Origin of the sequence: Planococcus sp. 107-1 (assembly GCF_021513255.1) — a bacterium.
Classification (GTDB): domain Bacteria; phylum Bacillota; class Bacilli; order Bacillales_A; family Planococcaceae; genus Planococcus.
This window is the reverse complement of sequence record NZ_CP090977.1, coordinates 3,370,633-3,385,655: the sequence shown is the minus strand read 5'-3', so window position 1 is coordinate 3,385,655 and position 15,023 is coordinate 3,370,633. Positions and strand designations below refer to the sequence as shown.

The 15,023-nt window shown below is 45.8% G+C and carries 16 protein-coding genes; 12 read left to right on the top strand and 4 right to left on the bottom strand.

Annotated elements, in window-relative coordinates:
• Positions 1–18: 18 nt before the first annotated feature.
• Positions 19–1,527: a DUF1846 domain-containing protein gene (locus tag L0M13_RS17640; protein ID WP_235197713.1), complete on the top strand. Its 1,509-nt coding sequence runs from the start codon at positions 19–21 to the stop codon at positions 1,525–1,527.
• Positions 1,528–1,733: 206 nt separating this feature from the next.
• Here L0M13_RS17640 and L0M13_RS17635 read toward each other — a convergent pair whose 3' ends face one another.
• Positions 1,734–3,659, bottom strand: coding sequence for a sigma-70 family RNA polymerase sigma factor (locus tag L0M13_RS17635; RefSeq protein WP_235197712.1), 1,926 nt, complete (start codon positions 3,657–3,659; stop codon positions 1,734–1,736).
• Between the two features lie 594 nt (positions 3,660–4,253).
• On the opposite strand from L0M13_RS17635, the gene arr reads away from it, so the two are divergent.
• The 5 genes from arr (at position 4,254) to L0M13_RS17610 (ending at position 7,584) form a co-directional block, all read left to right on the top strand.
• Positions 4,254–4,667, top strand: coding sequence for an NAD(+)--rifampin ADP-ribosyltransferase (arr, locus tag L0M13_RS17630; protein WP_235199344.1), 414 nt, complete (start codon positions 4,254–4,256; stop codon positions 4,665–4,667).
• A 41-nt stretch (positions 4,668–4,708) separates the two neighbouring features.
• Positions 4,709–5,200: a GNAT family N-acetyltransferase gene (locus tag L0M13_RS17625; protein WP_235197711.1), complete on the top strand. Its 492-nt coding sequence runs from the start codon at positions 4,709–4,711 to the stop codon at positions 5,198–5,200.
• Positions 5,201–5,258: 58 nt separating this feature from the next.
• Positions 5,259–5,978 carry a purine-nucleoside phosphorylase gene (gene deoD, locus L0M13_RS17620; protein WP_235197710.1) on the top strand — a complete coding sequence of 240 codons (720 nt, stop codon included), beginning with the start codon at positions 5,259–5,261 and terminating at the stop codon, positions 5,976–5,978.
• A 22-nt stretch (positions 5,979–6,000) separates the two neighbouring features.
• The gene (locus tag L0M13_RS17615; protein ID WP_235197709.1) at positions 6,001–6,483 is read left to right on the top strand and encodes a nucleoside deaminase; all 483 of its coding nucleotides are present in this window, start codon (positions 6,001–6,003) and stop codon (positions 6,481–6,483) included.
• Positions 6,484–6,777: 294 nt separating this feature from the next.
• Positions 6,778–7,584: a nucleotidyltransferase gene (locus L0M13_RS17610; protein WP_235197708.1), complete on the top strand. Its 807-nt coding sequence runs from the start codon at positions 6,778–6,780 to the stop codon at positions 7,582–7,584.
• Between the two features lie 83 nt (positions 7,585–7,667).
• Here L0M13_RS17610 and L0M13_RS17605 read toward each other — a convergent pair whose 3' ends face one another.
• Complete coding sequence (locus L0M13_RS17605) at positions 7,668–8,141, bottom strand: DinB family protein (protein WP_235197707.1); 474 nt, start codon at positions 8,139–8,141, stop codon at positions 7,668–7,670.
• Between the two features lie 282 nt (positions 8,142–8,423).
• On the opposite strand from L0M13_RS17605, the gene L0M13_RS17600 reads away from it, so the two are divergent.
• From L0M13_RS17600 to L0M13_RS18395, 3 genes are all read left to right on the top strand, one after another.
• Positions 8,424–9,464, top strand: a complete 1,041-nt coding sequence (locus L0M13_RS17600) for an alpha/beta hydrolase (RefSeq protein WP_235197706.1) — start codon at positions 8,424–8,426, stop codon at positions 9,462–9,464.
• Positions 9,465–9,579: 115 nt separating this feature from the next.
• Positions 9,580–9,942, top strand: coding sequence for an NAD(P)-dependent oxidoreductase (locus L0M13_RS18400; protein WP_260107712.1), 363 nt, complete (start codon positions 9,580–9,582; stop codon positions 9,940–9,942).
• A gap of 2 nt (positions 9,943–9,944) precedes the next feature.
• Positions 9,945–10,196, top strand: a complete 252-nt coding sequence (locus L0M13_RS18395; RefSeq protein ID WP_260107711.1) for an NAD(P)H-binding protein — start codon at positions 9,945–9,947, stop codon at positions 10,194–10,196.
• Between the two features lie 71 nt (positions 10,197–10,267).
• Here the strand turns inward: L0M13_RS18395 and L0M13_RS17590 are convergent, their stop codons facing one another.
• Entirely contained in the window at positions 10,268–10,846 is a 579-nt protein-coding gene (locus tag L0M13_RS17590) for an alpha/beta hydrolase (protein WP_235197705.1), read from the bottom strand.
• A 35-nt stretch (positions 10,847–10,881) separates the two neighbouring features.
• Between L0M13_RS17590 and L0M13_RS17585 the strand changes: the two genes are divergently transcribed.
• Together L0M13_RS17585 and L0M13_RS17580 are read left to right on the top strand one after the other, a co-directional pair.
• Positions 10,882–11,835, top strand: coding sequence for a VOC family protein (locus L0M13_RS17585; protein WP_235197704.1), 954 nt, complete (start codon positions 10,882–10,884; stop codon positions 11,833–11,835).
• Positions 11,836–11,978: 143 nt separating this feature from the next.
• Positions 11,979–13,172, top strand: a complete 1,194-nt coding sequence (locus tag L0M13_RS17580; RefSeq protein ID WP_235197703.1) for a DUF4317 domain-containing protein — start codon at positions 11,979–11,981, stop codon at positions 13,170–13,172.
• A gap of 143 nt (positions 13,173–13,315) precedes the next feature.
• Here the strand turns inward: L0M13_RS17580 and L0M13_RS17575 are convergent, their stop codons facing one another.
• The gene (locus L0M13_RS17575) at positions 13,316–14,185 is read right to left on the bottom strand and encodes a helix-turn-helix domain-containing protein (protein ID WP_235197702.1); all 870 of its coding nucleotides are present in this window, start codon (positions 14,183–14,185) and stop codon (positions 13,316–13,318) included.
• Positions 14,186–14,296: 111 nt separating this feature from the next.
• Between L0M13_RS17575 and L0M13_RS17570 the strand changes: the two genes are divergently transcribed.
• On the top strand, positions 14,297–14,971 hold the full coding sequence (locus L0M13_RS17570) for a hypothetical protein (RefSeq protein ID WP_235197701.1): 675 nt from the start codon (positions 14,297–14,299) through the stop codon (positions 14,969–14,971).
• The last annotated feature ends 52 nt before the right edge of the window (positions 14,972–15,023 follow it).

Sequence of the window (15,023 nt, the reverse complement as noted above, 5' to 3'; positions counted from 1 at the left end):
AAGGCGGGACTGAAATTAATGAAAAAAATCGGATTTGATTCGGAGAAATATTTGCAGGAACAATCAGCTTACATCCTGGAACGGGTGCAGCAGTACGATAAACTTTACCTGGAATTTGGCGGGAAATTGATCGGCGACAAACATGCGAAGCGTGTCTTGCCTGGATTTGATGAAGATGCCAAAATCAAACTATTGCATACACTGAAAGAAAAAGCGGAAATCATCATCTGTGTGTATGCTGGAGACATCGAACGAAACAAAGTCCGTGAAGATTATGGCATCACGTATGACCAGGATGTCTTGCGCTTAATCGATGAATACCGGGCATATGGCATTTCTGTCAACAGTGTCTTGATCACGCGTTATCAAGGGCAGCCAACAGTCAAGGTGTTTATGACAAAGCTTGAGAGAAGCGGAATCAGCGTCTGTATTCACCGCGAAATCGAAGGGTATCCGACAAACGTGGACGCGGTCCTTGGGGAAGAAGGATTTGCGACGAATCCTTATATTGAAACGACAAAGCCAATTGTGGTCGTAACGGCCCCGGGCCCGGGCAGCGGAAAGCTTGCTACCTGCCTTAACCAAATGTACCACGAGAACAAACGGGGGAATGAAGCCGGCTATGCCAAGTTTGAGACGTTTCCCGTTTGGAATTTGCCGTTAAAGCATCCGGTAAACATCGCTTATGAAGCCGCTACGGTCGATTTAAAAGACGTGAATATGATGGATAATTACCACTACGAGGCATATGGAAAAGTAGCCGTCAATTACAATCGTGATATTGAGACGTTTCCTGTCATCAAACGGATTATCGAAAGGATTACCGGCAAAGAGTCTGTTTACAGCTCACCGACTGATATGGGGGTCAATCGCCTGAAATCGGGCATCACCGATGATAAGGTTGTCCAAGAAGCTGCCAAGCAGGAAATCATTCGCCGCAGTTTCGTCGTAGAGAACGACTATAAAAAAGGGCTTGCCGATGAAGACAGTGTACGCCACATGCAAGTGATTCTGGAAGAGACCGGTTTAAAGAAAGAGGACCGGGCACCTGTATTGCCGGCCCGCAACTATGCGAAAGCTGTCCAAACGCAACTGGACAGCACGAATTTACAAGCCGTCATTGCGCTTGAACTGCCGAGTGGCGAGATGATCACCGGCCGGACGACCACGTTGATGGATGCTTCGGCAGCCGCGATTTTGAATGGATTGAAGAAATTGACCAATATTTCCGATGAAATTGATTTGTTGTCGCCGATGATTTTACAAACGATTCAACGCTTGAAAACCGAGGACTTGAATAGCCGCGTCCCGACATTAAGCGCCAATGAAGTGCTCATTGCACTGGCAATCAGTGCGGTCACCAATCCTACTTCTGAGCTGGCTTATAAGCAATTGCCGAATTTAAAAGACACCCAAGCGCATTCCACGGTCATATTGAATAGAGAAAACGAACAAACCTTTAAGAAGCTTGGAATCGATATCACCAATGATCCGGTATATCCAACTGAGAACTTGTATTACAATTAGATTTTAGAAAATGCCTGCCTTTTTCTTCTTACAGGGAAGCAAGAGGCAGAAACTTATCATTTATAGCGTTTATTAAAAAGGTGCGGTCTTCTTTTACTGAGAAGACCGCACCTTTTTGCTTTATTGGAGTAATCAAGCGCTGCTTATGAAACACTGTAAAAATAAGTTCACTTCACCATGAAGTTCATTTCCTCACGGTTAATTGCCTAAATACAACTGACAATAAGCTCCCCCGTCCTCGCATCAATCCCAACAACCTGCTCTTTTGTTCCTCTCAACCCTAATTTGTATTCTAAGACATCATCAGAATCATGTTCATTGTACGTTTTAGACCATTGCAAGAAAGGCTCGACTTTCTGCAAGGCGGATTTCACCTGTTCGAAAGGTTGGATCGTTGAAGCTTCAAAAGATTGAAGTTCGTCTAAGTCCATCCGCGGAGACCAGAAGATGTCAATGAACCCTGTAGTTCTGTTGACACCGACATAAAAACGTTCACCTTCTATTTGCAAATCTTGGCCTGCGTACAGCAGGAATGTGAAAAATGCGCAATTGACTCCGTTAAAAGAGGGCTCCTCGATTTGTAATTGCAGAAAGGGAATATACTCGTCAAAATACGTGGCAATAAATGCACAAGCGATATCACGGCAAGCTTCAAACGAAAAATCCAGCTCACCTTTACGTTCTTTAAACCACATGAATTCCTTGAGCTTCCCGGAATGCTTATCCACTTTTGCTTTTACCGTATCTTCCATACGATCAAGAAGGAGGCTCTCCATTGTTTTATCTTTTGGCGCTTGCCAGTCCTTTCCACGCCATACGGCGACGAGTGTGTTTTCATCGATTTCCACTTCCCGCAGTTTAACCATTCCCTCCAATACGCCGATTATGTCTTCAATCGTCGCCAGTTTTTCAACTGCCGCGGTGTTTGGAAAAGGGATGAACGTCCCAGGCTCTTCCGGTTCATGCTCAAAGGCAGGCTGCCCGGTCATGGCATTGAAGGAATGGTAAACGATCGGACTTTCATAAACTGGGTACAAGCCCTGGTTTGGAACCGAATAAATGTCAGTCGTTAAATATTTCAACGATAACTTCCATGGCGCTTTATGCAGTTGCTGCAAAATCGCTTCTTCACCAGCAAGCTGCGCTGGAAATGCCGGGGGTGTTTTCGTATACCCGCCGTATTTAAAATCAATCATTTCCCCGTATTTGGAAACGGAGATTTTGGTGGTATAGCTTGCAAGAGGGGAGCCTCCTGCATATTGTTCATAAAGGAACCGGGTTTCCTCCTCTTTTTGGCTCACCTGAGACAACGATAAATAATCAAGTGCTTCCGCGTAGTGCGAGCTTAAAAACTGTTCGGCAATCGATTGCTGCTGCTCTATCGTTGCATGTATCCCGTTTGTTGAAGGCAGTCTGGTCAATTCGATTAATTTGCCGTTTTGATCAAGGGTTACACCAATTTCATTGTCTAATTCGTCCGTCGCCCATATGAATTTTGCCTGCTCATTTGAATAATCTTCAACAAATAATTGATAGTCCTGGGGAATCGACACAAAATTCAAGGCGGATTGGGCCAGTTGTTCTTTTAACATGTAGATCACTTCTTTCTCCGTAACCGGTAAGTTCATCTGTTGTTCCAGCTGCTTTTTTAATTGATTGCGGCCGCGATGCAAATGCATTTTGACCGTATTGATTGGCTTATCTAACAGTGAGGCAATTTCTCGTACAGGAAAATCATAAAAATAAAATAGGACAAGGACCGTCTGATAATCTTTTCGAAGTGAAGAAAGCGCCTCATGGACAAATTCATAGGCAGCGGGCTGTTCGTGCGCTGTTATTTGCTGCTGGATGAGGTCAGTTTGTATGACAAGAGTTCGCTTCTTTTGCCGCAGAAAAGCATAGCATTGCCGAATTAAAATTTTAAATAGCCATGTTGAGAAATATTTTGCTTCTTTTAGTTGATGAATTGATTTATACGCCTGCAGCAATGTTTCTTGTACGATGTCTGATGCGTCTTCTTTGTTGCCGACATAGGAGTAAGCTTTTGCGAGAAGCTTAGACTTTTCGGTTTCTGCTAACTGTTCAAATGCTTCTTGCTGACCGGCGATCGCTGCTCGAACTAATTGTTCCATTAAAATACCTCCTATATAGTTAGGGGAATAAATAAGAAAAAAGGTTTCACTGCAGGATATTTTTAAAAAAATCCTGATGGAGATGAAAAGCGGGGTTAAATGAAGGCAATGAATTTATCTGAATTTTTCTATTCCGTATGTGATTGCTGCTGTTTTTTTATTATATAATAAAGCCAATCAGCCATAAGATTCTGTGCGGAGCATCGGACAAGAGGATGGAAATGCCACTGACAAAACATTCAATTGGAGGGACCTTCTATGGAGACAAAATTCAGCCCAGCCAATGCCGTTGTTAAACTTTGCATGAAGGGAATGGCCCTGGAAGACAGCGGAAACACAACCGAGGCAGCCGAGACTTTTCAACAAGCTTGGCACGCGGCAACGGATGACTATGAACGGTTTATTGCAGCTTATCATTTAGGGCGTGTACAAAAGAGTCCCGAAGAAAAATTGGAGTGGATGGAAAGATCCGTGCAATGTGCACTGGAAATCAACGATGAGAATGTTAAAAGTGCGTATCCGAACTTATATCGAAATATTGCGGACTGCCATAAAGAATTGGGTGATCTGGAGAACGCAAAAAGAAATGAGGAACTGGCCCAATCATTTGAGGGCCCGCCAACTGATACGGGTCCATTTTATCATGGCACAAAAGCGGACCTGGCAGTCGGTGATCTATTGACCGCTGGCGGTAATTCAAATTACAGGGACGGGCTCAAGATGAACCACATCTATTTTGCAGCGGGTGCCGATGGCGCGGGACTTGCAGCCGCTTTAGCAGCAGGAGAAGGAAAAGAACGCGTTTATCAAGTGGAACCGACCGGCGAATTTGAAAACGATCCCAATGTGACAGACAAAAAATTCCCAGGAAATTTAACACGCTCCTACCGCTCGAAAGAACCTTTGCGAATTGTCGGGGAAGAAACGGAATGGACGGCGCTGACACCCGCTGAACTGCAAAAAATGCGGGAGAGTTCAGCGAAGAAGACCGGTGAAATTATCAACTGACCGGAGCGGTTGGCATACAATACGGCAAGGGGGCTCAAGAAGTGGAGAAAGAGTTGCTATTCACCTCAGAAAGATGCTGGGTCAGGCCATTTCATGCGGACGATCTGGATGATTTCATGTCCTACCGCAATAATTCGGAATGGATGAAGCATCAATATTTTAAAGGCCGCTCAAAGGAAGAATATGAAGAAGCGCTATTGAAAGAACAGTCATTGGAAAGCGGGGCGCAATTTGCGGTTGTCCGGAAAGCCGATCAGAAGCTGCTCGGGGATATCTACGTGAAAAAGGAAGTGGACACGTTCTGGATTGGCTATACGGTGAGCCCAGCCTTTAAAAGACGAGGGATTGCGTATGAAATCGTCCATTCGCTGATGGTTTGGATCAGGCAGCAAGGGAATTTCAAAATAATGGCCGGAGCAGCGCCGGAGAATATGGCTTCGGCTCGGTTACTGGAGAAATTGGGGTTTTCAAAAGTAGACGCGAACAGCGTGGAAGTGGTTTATTCATGGGATTTTGAAAACTTCAGCAGTTGAGCTCCAATATCTCTGTCAAGACTAAAGAAATACAGTAAAAAGAAAAGGAGCAATTCAAATGACCAACAACGAAGTAAAAGAAACCCCGCACATCAAGCCCAACGGAGTGGAAATCGCCGAAACGATTCTTTTGCCGGGAGATCCGTACCGTGCCAAATTCATTGCTGAAACCTTTCTGGAAAACCCTGTTTTGTTTAATGAAGTCAGGGGCATGCTGGGCTATACAGGAGAATACAAGGGGAAGAAAGTTTCTGTAATGGGTACCGGCATGGGGACGCCGAGCATGGCGATCTACTCTTGGGAATTGATCAACGTATTTGGTGTTAAGAATTTAATTCGTATCGGCTCTTGTGGTGCCATGCAAAAGGAAATCAAATTGTATGATCTGATATTCGCAATGGGCGCGGCAACGGATTCGGATTATGCCCATCAATGGAATCTGCCGGGGCAATTTCCGCTGACCGCTTCTTATGATCTATTGGAGAAGGCCAAAAAAGCGGCGGATGAAAAAGAGTACAAAGTCCATATCGGAAATGTCCTATCAAGTGATATTTTCTATAATGCAGATGAAACCGCCACAGAAAAATGGGCGAAGATGGGGATCCTGGCCGCGGAAATGGAAACGACAAGCCTGTATTTGAATGCTGCCAGTGCGGGCGTCAAAGCCTTAACCATTTTGACGGTGAGCGACCACATGATTACGCACGAACAGACAACGCAGGAAGAAAGGCAGACTGCCTTCACGCAGATGATGGAAATCGCTTTGGATATGATTTGAAGAGACGGGGGAAGATGCGGAAATGGTGACTGAAACGGATTTAAAACACTTGCGGCGTTGCGTGGAACTTGCAGAAACCGCTTTAGAAAAAGGGGACGAGCCATTCGGTTCCGTTTTGGTGTCAGCTGAAGGGAAAGTGTTGTTTGAAGACCATAATCACGTGGGAGGCGGCGATTACACGCAGCACCCGGAATTTGCGATTGCGAGATGGGCAGCCAACCATATGATGCCTGAAGAAAGAAGAAAGGCAACGGTTTACACGTCCGGGGAGCATTGCCCCATGTGTTCAGCAGCCCATGGAAAAGTCGGATTAGGAAAAATCTTCTATGCGACTTCATCGAAGCAATTGGCCGGCTGGCTCAGTGAGCTGGGTGTGGAGCAGGGACCTGTCTACAACCTGGCCATAGAAGAAGTGATCAGGGATGCCCAAGTGGAAGGGCCGGTTCCTGAACTGGCAGAGCAGGTCCACGAACTTCATCGCCGGCTTCATGCGGCAAAAGGGTGAAAATAGCGTGCAATTTCTGTATATGCGGATAAAGAAGAGGACGGCAGAAAGAGAAATCAACTCTCTTTGGCCGTCCCCTTTTATGTTGGAACAGGCACGTGTTTCGCGATATTTGCCAGACCCGAAGCTGCCCCGAACTAATTGTCGCATTTGAACACCTCCTATATAGTTAGGGGAATGGATAAGAAAAGGCATCATTAAAAAGGGATCCTTTTGACAGATCCAGAGAATTAAAAATGGAACATGAAAAACTCAGTCATCCTCCATACTACAAGGAAAGGCGGTCTTTTAAGTGTGAACGTGAGAACTTTTTCTTCCTATACAATGTTTATTGGCATATTTGTGGTCGCATTAAGCGGAAATTGGGTGCTGAAAAATTACGATGCCATTTCCCTCTATCCTAAATCTGTCTCCTTAGCATTCGCAGTCGGCTGGCTCCTAGTTGTCTGTGCGTTCGTCCTAAATAAAATTTCACTTTATAACGAGATTTTACACACGGAAAAAAGAGATAATCGGGACTTTATCAATAAGTGGGAGAACCATAAGAAAAGGCTGGAGAATGGGTTAGCCGGTACCGCACTCTTGACCCTGGTTTTTGCTGCTTTCTCCAGTTGGTCCCTTGTCTTTAATTTGGTGGCCTTGTATGTTTTCATTGGAATCGTTTTGGCCGGTTTTCTTTTTGTGATGCAGGGCAAGCGGGTGGAAGAACCGGACGACTTGGATTTTACGGGGAAAACGAAAAAAATTTTGGATGGGATCGACTACCGCCGGCATCCCTTTAACCTGTCTTTGATTTTATTCACCTTAATTGTGGCGAGTTTTGTATTGAGCAAACAATTCGGCATCCCGCTGTATATGGAGGTAGGCGGCAATCCGCGCTATGCCACGGATTTGCCCAACATCGCATTTTCCCTGTCCGGCCTGATGGTCGTCAGTACCTTCATCTACATCATTAATAATGGCGACCTTTTTGGGATTCGAAAAGCACAACAGAACGGATTGAAAGTATTGAAAATCCATTTTTTTGAAATAATCGTTTGCGGCGCCTCGTTTTTCATCTGGCTGTTTGTTGTGGCCGAGGCGCTGATTTTGCACTTTTAATAGCATATTGAGAGGGGGCCATCTAACTCATCCATTCCTGTTAGGTGGTTTCTCTTTGTCTAAATTTAATAAGGCCGTACGCTCTACTCAAACAACGGAACGTTCGGCTCCCGCTTGAGTAGATGTACAATCATCGCATGCAATTGCCCACGGTGATGAAATAAGTGGGCTTGTGTGTCGAGAAGCCATTCGTAGCGGGAATGGGCAATGCCGAAAAAGGAAGTGGTTTCGGCCAGCAATTCCTCGTCCCGCAATTTTCCGATGCCGTCTTTTAGATCGGCATAATTTTTCAGCAATGCTTCTTGGATCGCTTTTCGATTAGCAGCAGGTTCCGCTTCTGCATAGAAAAGATCCAACTCTTCTTCAGAAGCGCCAGCGCCAATCAGAAAATCGGCTTTGCAGAGAACGGACATGTGTGCCAGCAATTCACCAATGGACCATTTTCTTTCTGTCGGCCGTATGGCCAAATCCTCTTCGTTTAACGTGTTGATCAATTCCACAATAGACTCCACTGCCAAATCCAGTTCTTTAAATACGCCCACACAATAGATGTTCATCATTTCATCCTCTCTTTTCAACCCGCTATTATTAAATTCAACAAAAAAACAACGAGTCCTTTACGATTTCCTCTTCCTAGAGGTTTAGCAGCATAAGTCCGTATAGGTGTATAATGAAAGGTGCCACTTAAAAAAATCCAAAAGGCGATCCTTGCCATAGGTATTGTATTTTACAATTAGCCGTTTAAAGCAGTAAATAGCAAAAGATTAACGAAATTTCAGATTGAATATGGGCAATCAACGGAATAAATTCGACATAGAACATATTAGTGGATACGGAGAGTGAACGAGATAAAAAGCATCGTGATTATTGGATTAGCAGTATTTTTAGCGCTGATTGTGCTGCTTCTGCTGTTATTTATCCTGTCACCAAAGCCGACAGCTATGCTGGTGTATCGGTGGTTTGAGGGCGGCGTTGCAGTGAAGCCAGACAATTATGAGGAAATCGAGGAACAGGTTCAGATTAAGTGTGATCTTTCCTATGACTCGGCCTATAAGAAAGGCAATTTAGATATTATTGCACCGAAGAAATTCAGCGGCAAGCTTCCGGTGATTTTTTGGGTGCATGGCGGGGCTTTCCTGGGCGGCGATAAATCCGACATTACGGAATACGCAGTGCAGGTGGCGAGCAAGGGCTATATCGTTGTCAATATGAATTATGAACTGGCTCCGGGAGCCAAGTATCCAACGCCTCTTCACCAAGTAAATGAAGCGTATCAATTTATCGGAAAACAAGCAGAGGCCTACAGGATGGATATGGATCGTCTGTATTTCGCTGGGGATTCGGCGGGGGCTCAGATTATCAGCCAGTTTGTAAACGTACAAGTGGACGAGGAATATGCCCAATTGATCGGGATTAAAGGGATTGTGCCGCCTGAGAAGATTTTGGGCGCTCTCTTATTTTGCGGCCCTTATGATGTATCGAAATTCGGAGGAACCAGCGATAGTTTCCTGATCAATTTCCTGTTCGACCGGGTCGGCTGGGCGTATATAGGGGAACGAAAATGGAGCAGCTCCGACAAAGTGCGGGAAGCTTCCATGATTGACCATGTTTCAGCCAATTTTCCACCGACGTTTATCACCGATGGCAATACAGGATCGTTTGAAGAACAAGGGATGGAGCTTTCAGCTAAATTGCATGAAAGTGGTGTGACTGTGGTCGATGTCTTTTATTCAAAAGAAGCAGCAGAACTTGGCCATGAATATCAATTCATCATGAATACGCCTCAAGCTCGGCAGACCTATGAAAAGCTAATTGAATTTTTGATTGACACCGACCTCCATAGCAGAAGGATAACAAAAGTAAATCAACTCAGTCTCTGAATTAACAAGGAACTGAAGTTGATTTTTTTGAAGTCTAATTTCCTCAGGACAGTTTAAGCAAATAAGGTATGATAACGGTAGAAGAAACTGGGAAACCATAAAGGAGGAAATAAAGATGAAAATCATCGTTTTTGGAGCTACGGGCGGAGTAGGCCAATCCGTTGTGAAACAAGCAGTAGAAAGCGGTTTGGAAGTTACGGCTTTTGTCCGGACACCGGCAAAACTGGAGACGGCCCACGAAAAATTGACGGTGGTCCAAGGGGATGCCTTCAACCCGGCCGAAGTGTCCGCAGCAATCGCGGGACACGATGCCGTGGTTTCTTGCCTCGGCTCGAGCCAAGGAATGAAAAGATCATCCGAACTTGAAGAAATGACTGAACACATTGTCGCTGGGATGCAAGCGCATGGTGTGAAGCGGATCGTCTATACGGCATCTGCCGGCATCCACAACGAACTTCCGGGCTTCAGCGGAAGCTGATGATGGGCATGCTAAAGAACGCGCTTATTGACCACCGGGCTTCTGCAGACTGGATTGCATCGCATGGACTGATCTATACCATTGTTCGTCCGATGGGATTGACCAACGGCGCGTTCACCGGAAAATACCGGGAAGCGGCAGAAGGCGTACCGGAAAAGTCGAAGACCATCCCGCGTGCGGATGTCGCACATTTCATCTTGAAAGCATTAAAAGACCCAAGCTATGAAAATACATCGATCGGAATTGCGACTTGAATTTCCAGGCAAAAAATAAAAAATCATGCTGGCACTTTACGCGCCTTGCATGACTTTTTATTTTTTAGCAGCTATTTCTGCCGGGCGAGCCAGGAGCGGATAAAGCTTACTTCTTCATCCGTCAGTTCATGGCCGTAATCGAATAGCTTAAACGCGGAATGCGGAAAATGGGCAGCCAGCGTTTTTGACAGTTTTAAAGATTCGCCCGGACTGGATAGGACATCGCGTGCGCCTGCTGTCAAAAGCAGCGCAGTGTCCGAAGTCCCGGTGAACTGATAGCCCAGATTAGATGGATGCAGCAAGATGACAGCATCTGCCAGATCCGGTTCCTTCTCGAGGAGCGCCAGAAGGAAATTAGCGCCGTTGGAATATCCCATCATGATCACTGTACCTTCAGGCTTTTGCTGCGCCCAGTGGGCCAGGAAGGACGAAACATGGGTATCAAGCTCGGTGCGGTCCAGTTCGCCATCCTGCAAAGGGGCAAAAAAGCGGCGCTCTTTACCTTGGCCCACATCCCCGATATAAGCGCGAATTGCTGCAGTCGGATCAATATCCCCGACAACTTGCAGCAAGGAATACTCATTTCCGCCGGTGCCGTGGAAAACGGCAAAAGATGTATTCGAATTTGAAGCTATGTTAAACTGTTCCATAATTAAGTCTCCAATCTGACCAAGGCAGGTGTCCTATGGCAAGTCCGATTATCCATCATGTTTCCGTCATCAACCGTGACCGTTACGTGACCTTTGATTTTTATCATAAGCTACTCGGTATGGAATTTCTATTAAAAACCGTGAACCAGGATGAAGTGGAAATGATCCATTTGTTCTTCGGCGACAAAACAGGACGGCCGGGAACTGAATTCAGCGTATTTGAAATGCAGAATACGCCATCAAAGAAATTCGGCACGAATAGCCTCGAGCGCACCGTTTTTGCAGTGCCTTCTGAAGCATCGCTCCAATTCTGGCTGAGCCGGTTCGAAGCCCATGAGGTATTTAATTGCGAAATTGAATATTATCAAGGCAAAAAGTATTTGCATTTTGAAGACCGGGACGGCATACAGTTGGCACTGACGCCGTTAAGAACAGGAGCGGCTTCTGAACATGCACCGCATAAGTCAGCCGATATCCCGCTGGAACATGCGATTTTGGGCATTGACTCTTTTCAATGCCGCGTCCGGTACGCAGAGGCTTCTGCCCGTGCTTTTATGGACTTGCATGAGCTGAAGCTAATCGAGACATATGAACATCATCAGCAGCAAGTAACGGTATTAGGCGGAGAAAATGCCTTGTTCGGACAGCAGCTTCACCTCATTGAAGACCGTACACGCGATATTGAAGAACAAGGGGTGGGGTCCGTCCAGCACATTGCACTCAATGCAAAAGACCGGAGCTTCTTAACTGGAGTAGAAGAACGGATCCTGGAAATCAACTTCAAATATTCCGGCATTAAGCAGCGCGATTTTTTTGAATCGCTGTATTACCGGGAGCCGAACAATCTATTGATCGAAGTCGCTACAGAGCAGACGAATTTCGTCAAACCGAAGACGGCTGCGGACGACTACGACGCAATTCCCTTGTTTTTGCCGGATTTTCTCGAGAACCGGAGAAGCTATATCGAAAGCCGAATCAAGCGTACTTAAAGAAATCATCGCGCATGCTTCGGAGCCACGCGTGAGACTTCAACTATTGGTATAATAAGAGAGCGCCAAAAGCCGGAATTTCGCTTTGGCTGCTCTTTTTTTGCACCACACGGATTTTATGAGCCAGGGAGTTGGAATTGAAAATGAATAACAAAGATATAGCCGATATTCGCAAACGTTTTAAGCTTGATACGGATCTACTGAAAATCGCAGAGATTTACAATGTCTACATCCAGGGAGAAGCGACGGAAATTTTCCACGAGGACAGCCGTTCGTTTTCACTGCTCGACCGGGAGCAGCAAGAGCTGTTTTTAGCCAATTTTAAAAAGGTATTGGGCGGGAAGCTCGATGCCAAACTGTTTGAAGTGAAGTTTCTGCCGCAGGAAGAAGGGCAGGCAGACCATACGCAGCGCTTATTGTATGAAGGGCTTGAAACAAAAGAGGCTGCGGAATGGCAGGAAAACATGCAGCGTATCGCGTTAAAAATGATTGAAGAAAAACCGTTTGAGAAGGACATGGTCATCACATTTATCCGCGGGACGTATTTCAAGACGACGAAGCGCGAAGCGGATGAAACCGAAATCGATATGCGCGATGAAGTGTACACGACGCCGTTCATCCTCGGCAGCATGAATCAGACCGAATTGCCGAAAAGCTCGCTCGTGTTTGATTTTGCCGAAAAGGAATTCAAATCGAATACCCTGCTCGATCCGGTGATCAAATTAACTTCACCAGTGGGAGGCTTCCTGTTTCCGGGCTTCACGGACAATGCCGCAGACATCAACCACATCGTCTACTCGGCGAGCAAAGCGAATAAGCCGGATTTCCAGTTTATCGAAAATGTGCTGAACGGCGACGAAATCGTCACGGCGGAGGAAGACAAAGCGGTGTTCGAGGAAATTGTCAAAGCGGTGATCGGCGAAGAAGTGAATTCCCGGACCTTAGCTGGCCTCTATGATGAAATCAACCTCATGCTTGAAGTGGAAAAAGAAGCGGAGAAAGAAGACGTGGAAATTCCTGTTTTGGATACGGTGGAAGTGACGCGGGTGCTGAAGGCAAGCGGCGTGAAAGACATCAGTGCTGAAAAAGTGGAACGCGCTTTTCAGCAAGTCGTGGAAGACAAAAACTACGAAATGAAAGCAAGCCATGTCGTGCCGAGCTACGCATCGAAATCCATCAAGATCAACACGAAAGTCGCGGAGATCAAAATCAGTCCGCAAGACTTGCGCTATGTTAAACAAGTCAATTACAACGGCAAGCGCTGCATCTTGATCGAAGTGGAAGAAGACACGATGATCGAAGGCTTCAAGCTGCTGGAAGAAGAACAGCTGGATTAAAAAGAAAATCAACCAAACATCTCTTGCGAGGTGCTTGGTTGATTTTTTTATTACAGCAAGATTTGGATAGCAGGAGGAGGCGGTTCGCCGCTACATTGGAATTACCAAAAAAGAAAGGAGCGGCAAGCAAACTGGGGTGAACATCAAAAATCCGAATCGATTGGCAGTTTCTTGATCGGGGCATAAATGTGATAGTCCGATTCAAGGTGGTGGACGTCGTCGAAGACTTGGACAAGTTCAATTGTTGAGTCTTCTGTTTCCTGCTTGGAAATTTTTAAAAACCGGGCGTAGTCGCTTTTTAGGACGTTGCCGATATCGAGCAAATCCCCTGAATAAGTGAATTTGGCGCAAAAAAGCGGCGGCAGATCGACCGTGAAATAATAGGGTTCATCAATTTTTATCGCAGAGGGAATTCCAAATAGAACTTTAAAGCGCGTCGAATCGGGTTGGCAGTTGGAGTAGACCACATAGCAAGGGCCGCTCGCGCTTTCGTCAAGATGGCTCAACAGTTTCTTGGCATAGGAACGAATTTCCGCTTTATAGGCATCCGTAATTAAATCAACTTCAAAAGCGATGCCGCTGAGCGTTATATGCTCGAGTTCGGTAAGGCTGAAATTTGCCACCACATCGCCATTGATATTCTTAACCGCTCTTTTGACGACCGTGGGCACAGGCGTTGCAGAAATCCGCCGGCTTCCTGTTCGCAAAGCTCCTGGCGCCAGTTGGTACTGCCGCTTGAAGGCCCTGTTAAAAGAAGATTGCGTGCCGAAATTCAACCGGTACGCAATTTCGGTTAACGAATCCTTTTGGTTTTGGATGAAATCCAGTGAAGCATTCAGCCTTCTTGCCAGAAGGTAGTCATTCAAAGAACAGCCGATCATCGCCGAAAATAATCGATGGAAATAATATTTGGATAAATTGGCTGAAGCGGCAACAGAATCCAATGACAAGGGCTGCTCAAGATTCTCTTCAATATGCATCAGCGCATCTTCGATGATTTCATAATGATTCATCCGGATTCTCCTTAAAAAAGACTGTTTTTTCAGTTAATTACATCATTCTCCTACTGGCTTGAGGCAATACAAAAATGATTTTACTTTTATTCAGAAAGGGAGGAATAGCTTATGGCAACACTTTTCACGACTACCGAAGAAAGAAAAACCATTTCAGCTGACGGTTTGATCCGCTGGATGGGATTATCAGCGATTCTGGCAGGAAGTTTATTCATTGCAATCCAACTAATCCATCCGCCGGATCAATTACCCTCGGTTCGAACAAGCTCCTGGCTTGTTGTTTCAGGGCTAACCAGTCTAATGTCTTTTTCGAGTTTGATTGGAACCGTAGGAATTTACACAAAGCAAATAAAGGAAAGCGGCTGGCTCGGACTGGTGGGAACGCTCATCTTTAGTCTGTTCTGGCTAGCCTCACTGATTTTCAGCTTTATTGAAGCGTTGGTTCTGCCCGTGCTCATCGATGAGGCACCTGAATTTGTCGAAGGATTCTTGGGGATATTTGGCGGCTATTCAACGGGCGCAGATCTCGGATTTCTGCCGCTTTTAGCGCCTTTGGCTGGAGGAATGTATATTCTTGGCGGCGTCTTGTTCGGTTTTGCCATCATCCGTGCCAAAGTGCTGCCGCGCCTTGCCGGTGTTTTCCTGGTCTTTAGTGCCGTCGCTACCCTTGGAGCTTCCATCATTCCGCATCCATACGACCGGGTGCTGGCAGTACCGATGGGGCTGACCTTAATCTGGTTGGGCTATCTCCTTTGGTCCAGGCGGAAAAAGAACATTCTTCTTTGAAGCCCGCTGTAGTTAGTGATACCGAAAAGGCTGCCAAAATCATCTGGCAGCC

Excerpts from the sequence above, each read along its gene's own strand:
- L0M13_RS17640 (WP_235197713.1), top strand. The coding sequence starts at position 19 with ATGAAAAAAATCGGATTTGATTCGGAGAAATATTTGCAGGAACAATCA.
- L0M13_RS17635 (WP_235197712.1), bottom strand. The coding sequence starts at position 3,659 with ATGGAACAATTAGTTCGAGCAGCGATCGCCGGTCAGCAAGAAGCATTT.
- deoD (WP_235197710.1), top strand. The coding sequence starts at position 5,259 with ATGACCAACAACGAAGTAAAAGAAACCCCGCACATCAAGCCCAACGGA.
- L0M13_RS17615 (WP_235197709.1), top strand. The coding sequence starts at position 6,001 with ATGGTGACTGAAACGGATTTAAAACACTTGCGGCGTTGCGTGGAACTT.
- L0M13_RS17605 (WP_235197707.1), bottom strand. The coding sequence starts at position 8,141 with ATGAACATCTATTGTGTGGGCGTATTTAAAGAACTGGATTTGGCAGTG.
- L0M13_RS18400 (WP_260107712.1), top strand. The coding sequence starts at position 9,580 with ATGAAAATCATCGTTTTTGGAGCTACGGGCGGAGTAGGCCAATCCGTT.
- L0M13_RS18395 (WP_260107711.1), top strand. The coding sequence starts at position 9,945 with ATGGGCATGCTAAAGAACGCGCTTATTGACCACCGGGCTTCTGCAGAC.
- L0M13_RS17590 (WP_235197705.1), bottom strand. The coding sequence starts at position 10,846 with ATGGAACAGTTTAACATAGCTTCAAATTCGAATACATCTTTTGCCGTT.
- L0M13_RS17585 (WP_235197704.1), top strand. The coding sequence starts at position 10,882 with ATGGCAAGTCCGATTATCCATCATGTTTCCGTCATCAACCGTGACCGT.
- L0M13_RS17580 (WP_235197703.1), top strand. The coding sequence starts at position 11,979 with ATGAATAACAAAGATATAGCCGATATTCGCAAACGTTTTAAGCTTGAT.
- L0M13_RS17575 (WP_235197702.1), bottom strand. The coding sequence starts at position 14,185 with ATGAATCATTATGAAATCATCGAAGATGCGCTGATGCATATTGAAGAG.
- L0M13_RS17570 (WP_235197701.1), top strand. The coding sequence starts at position 14,297 with ATGGCAACACTTTTCACGACTACCGAAGAAAGAAAAACCATTTCAGCT.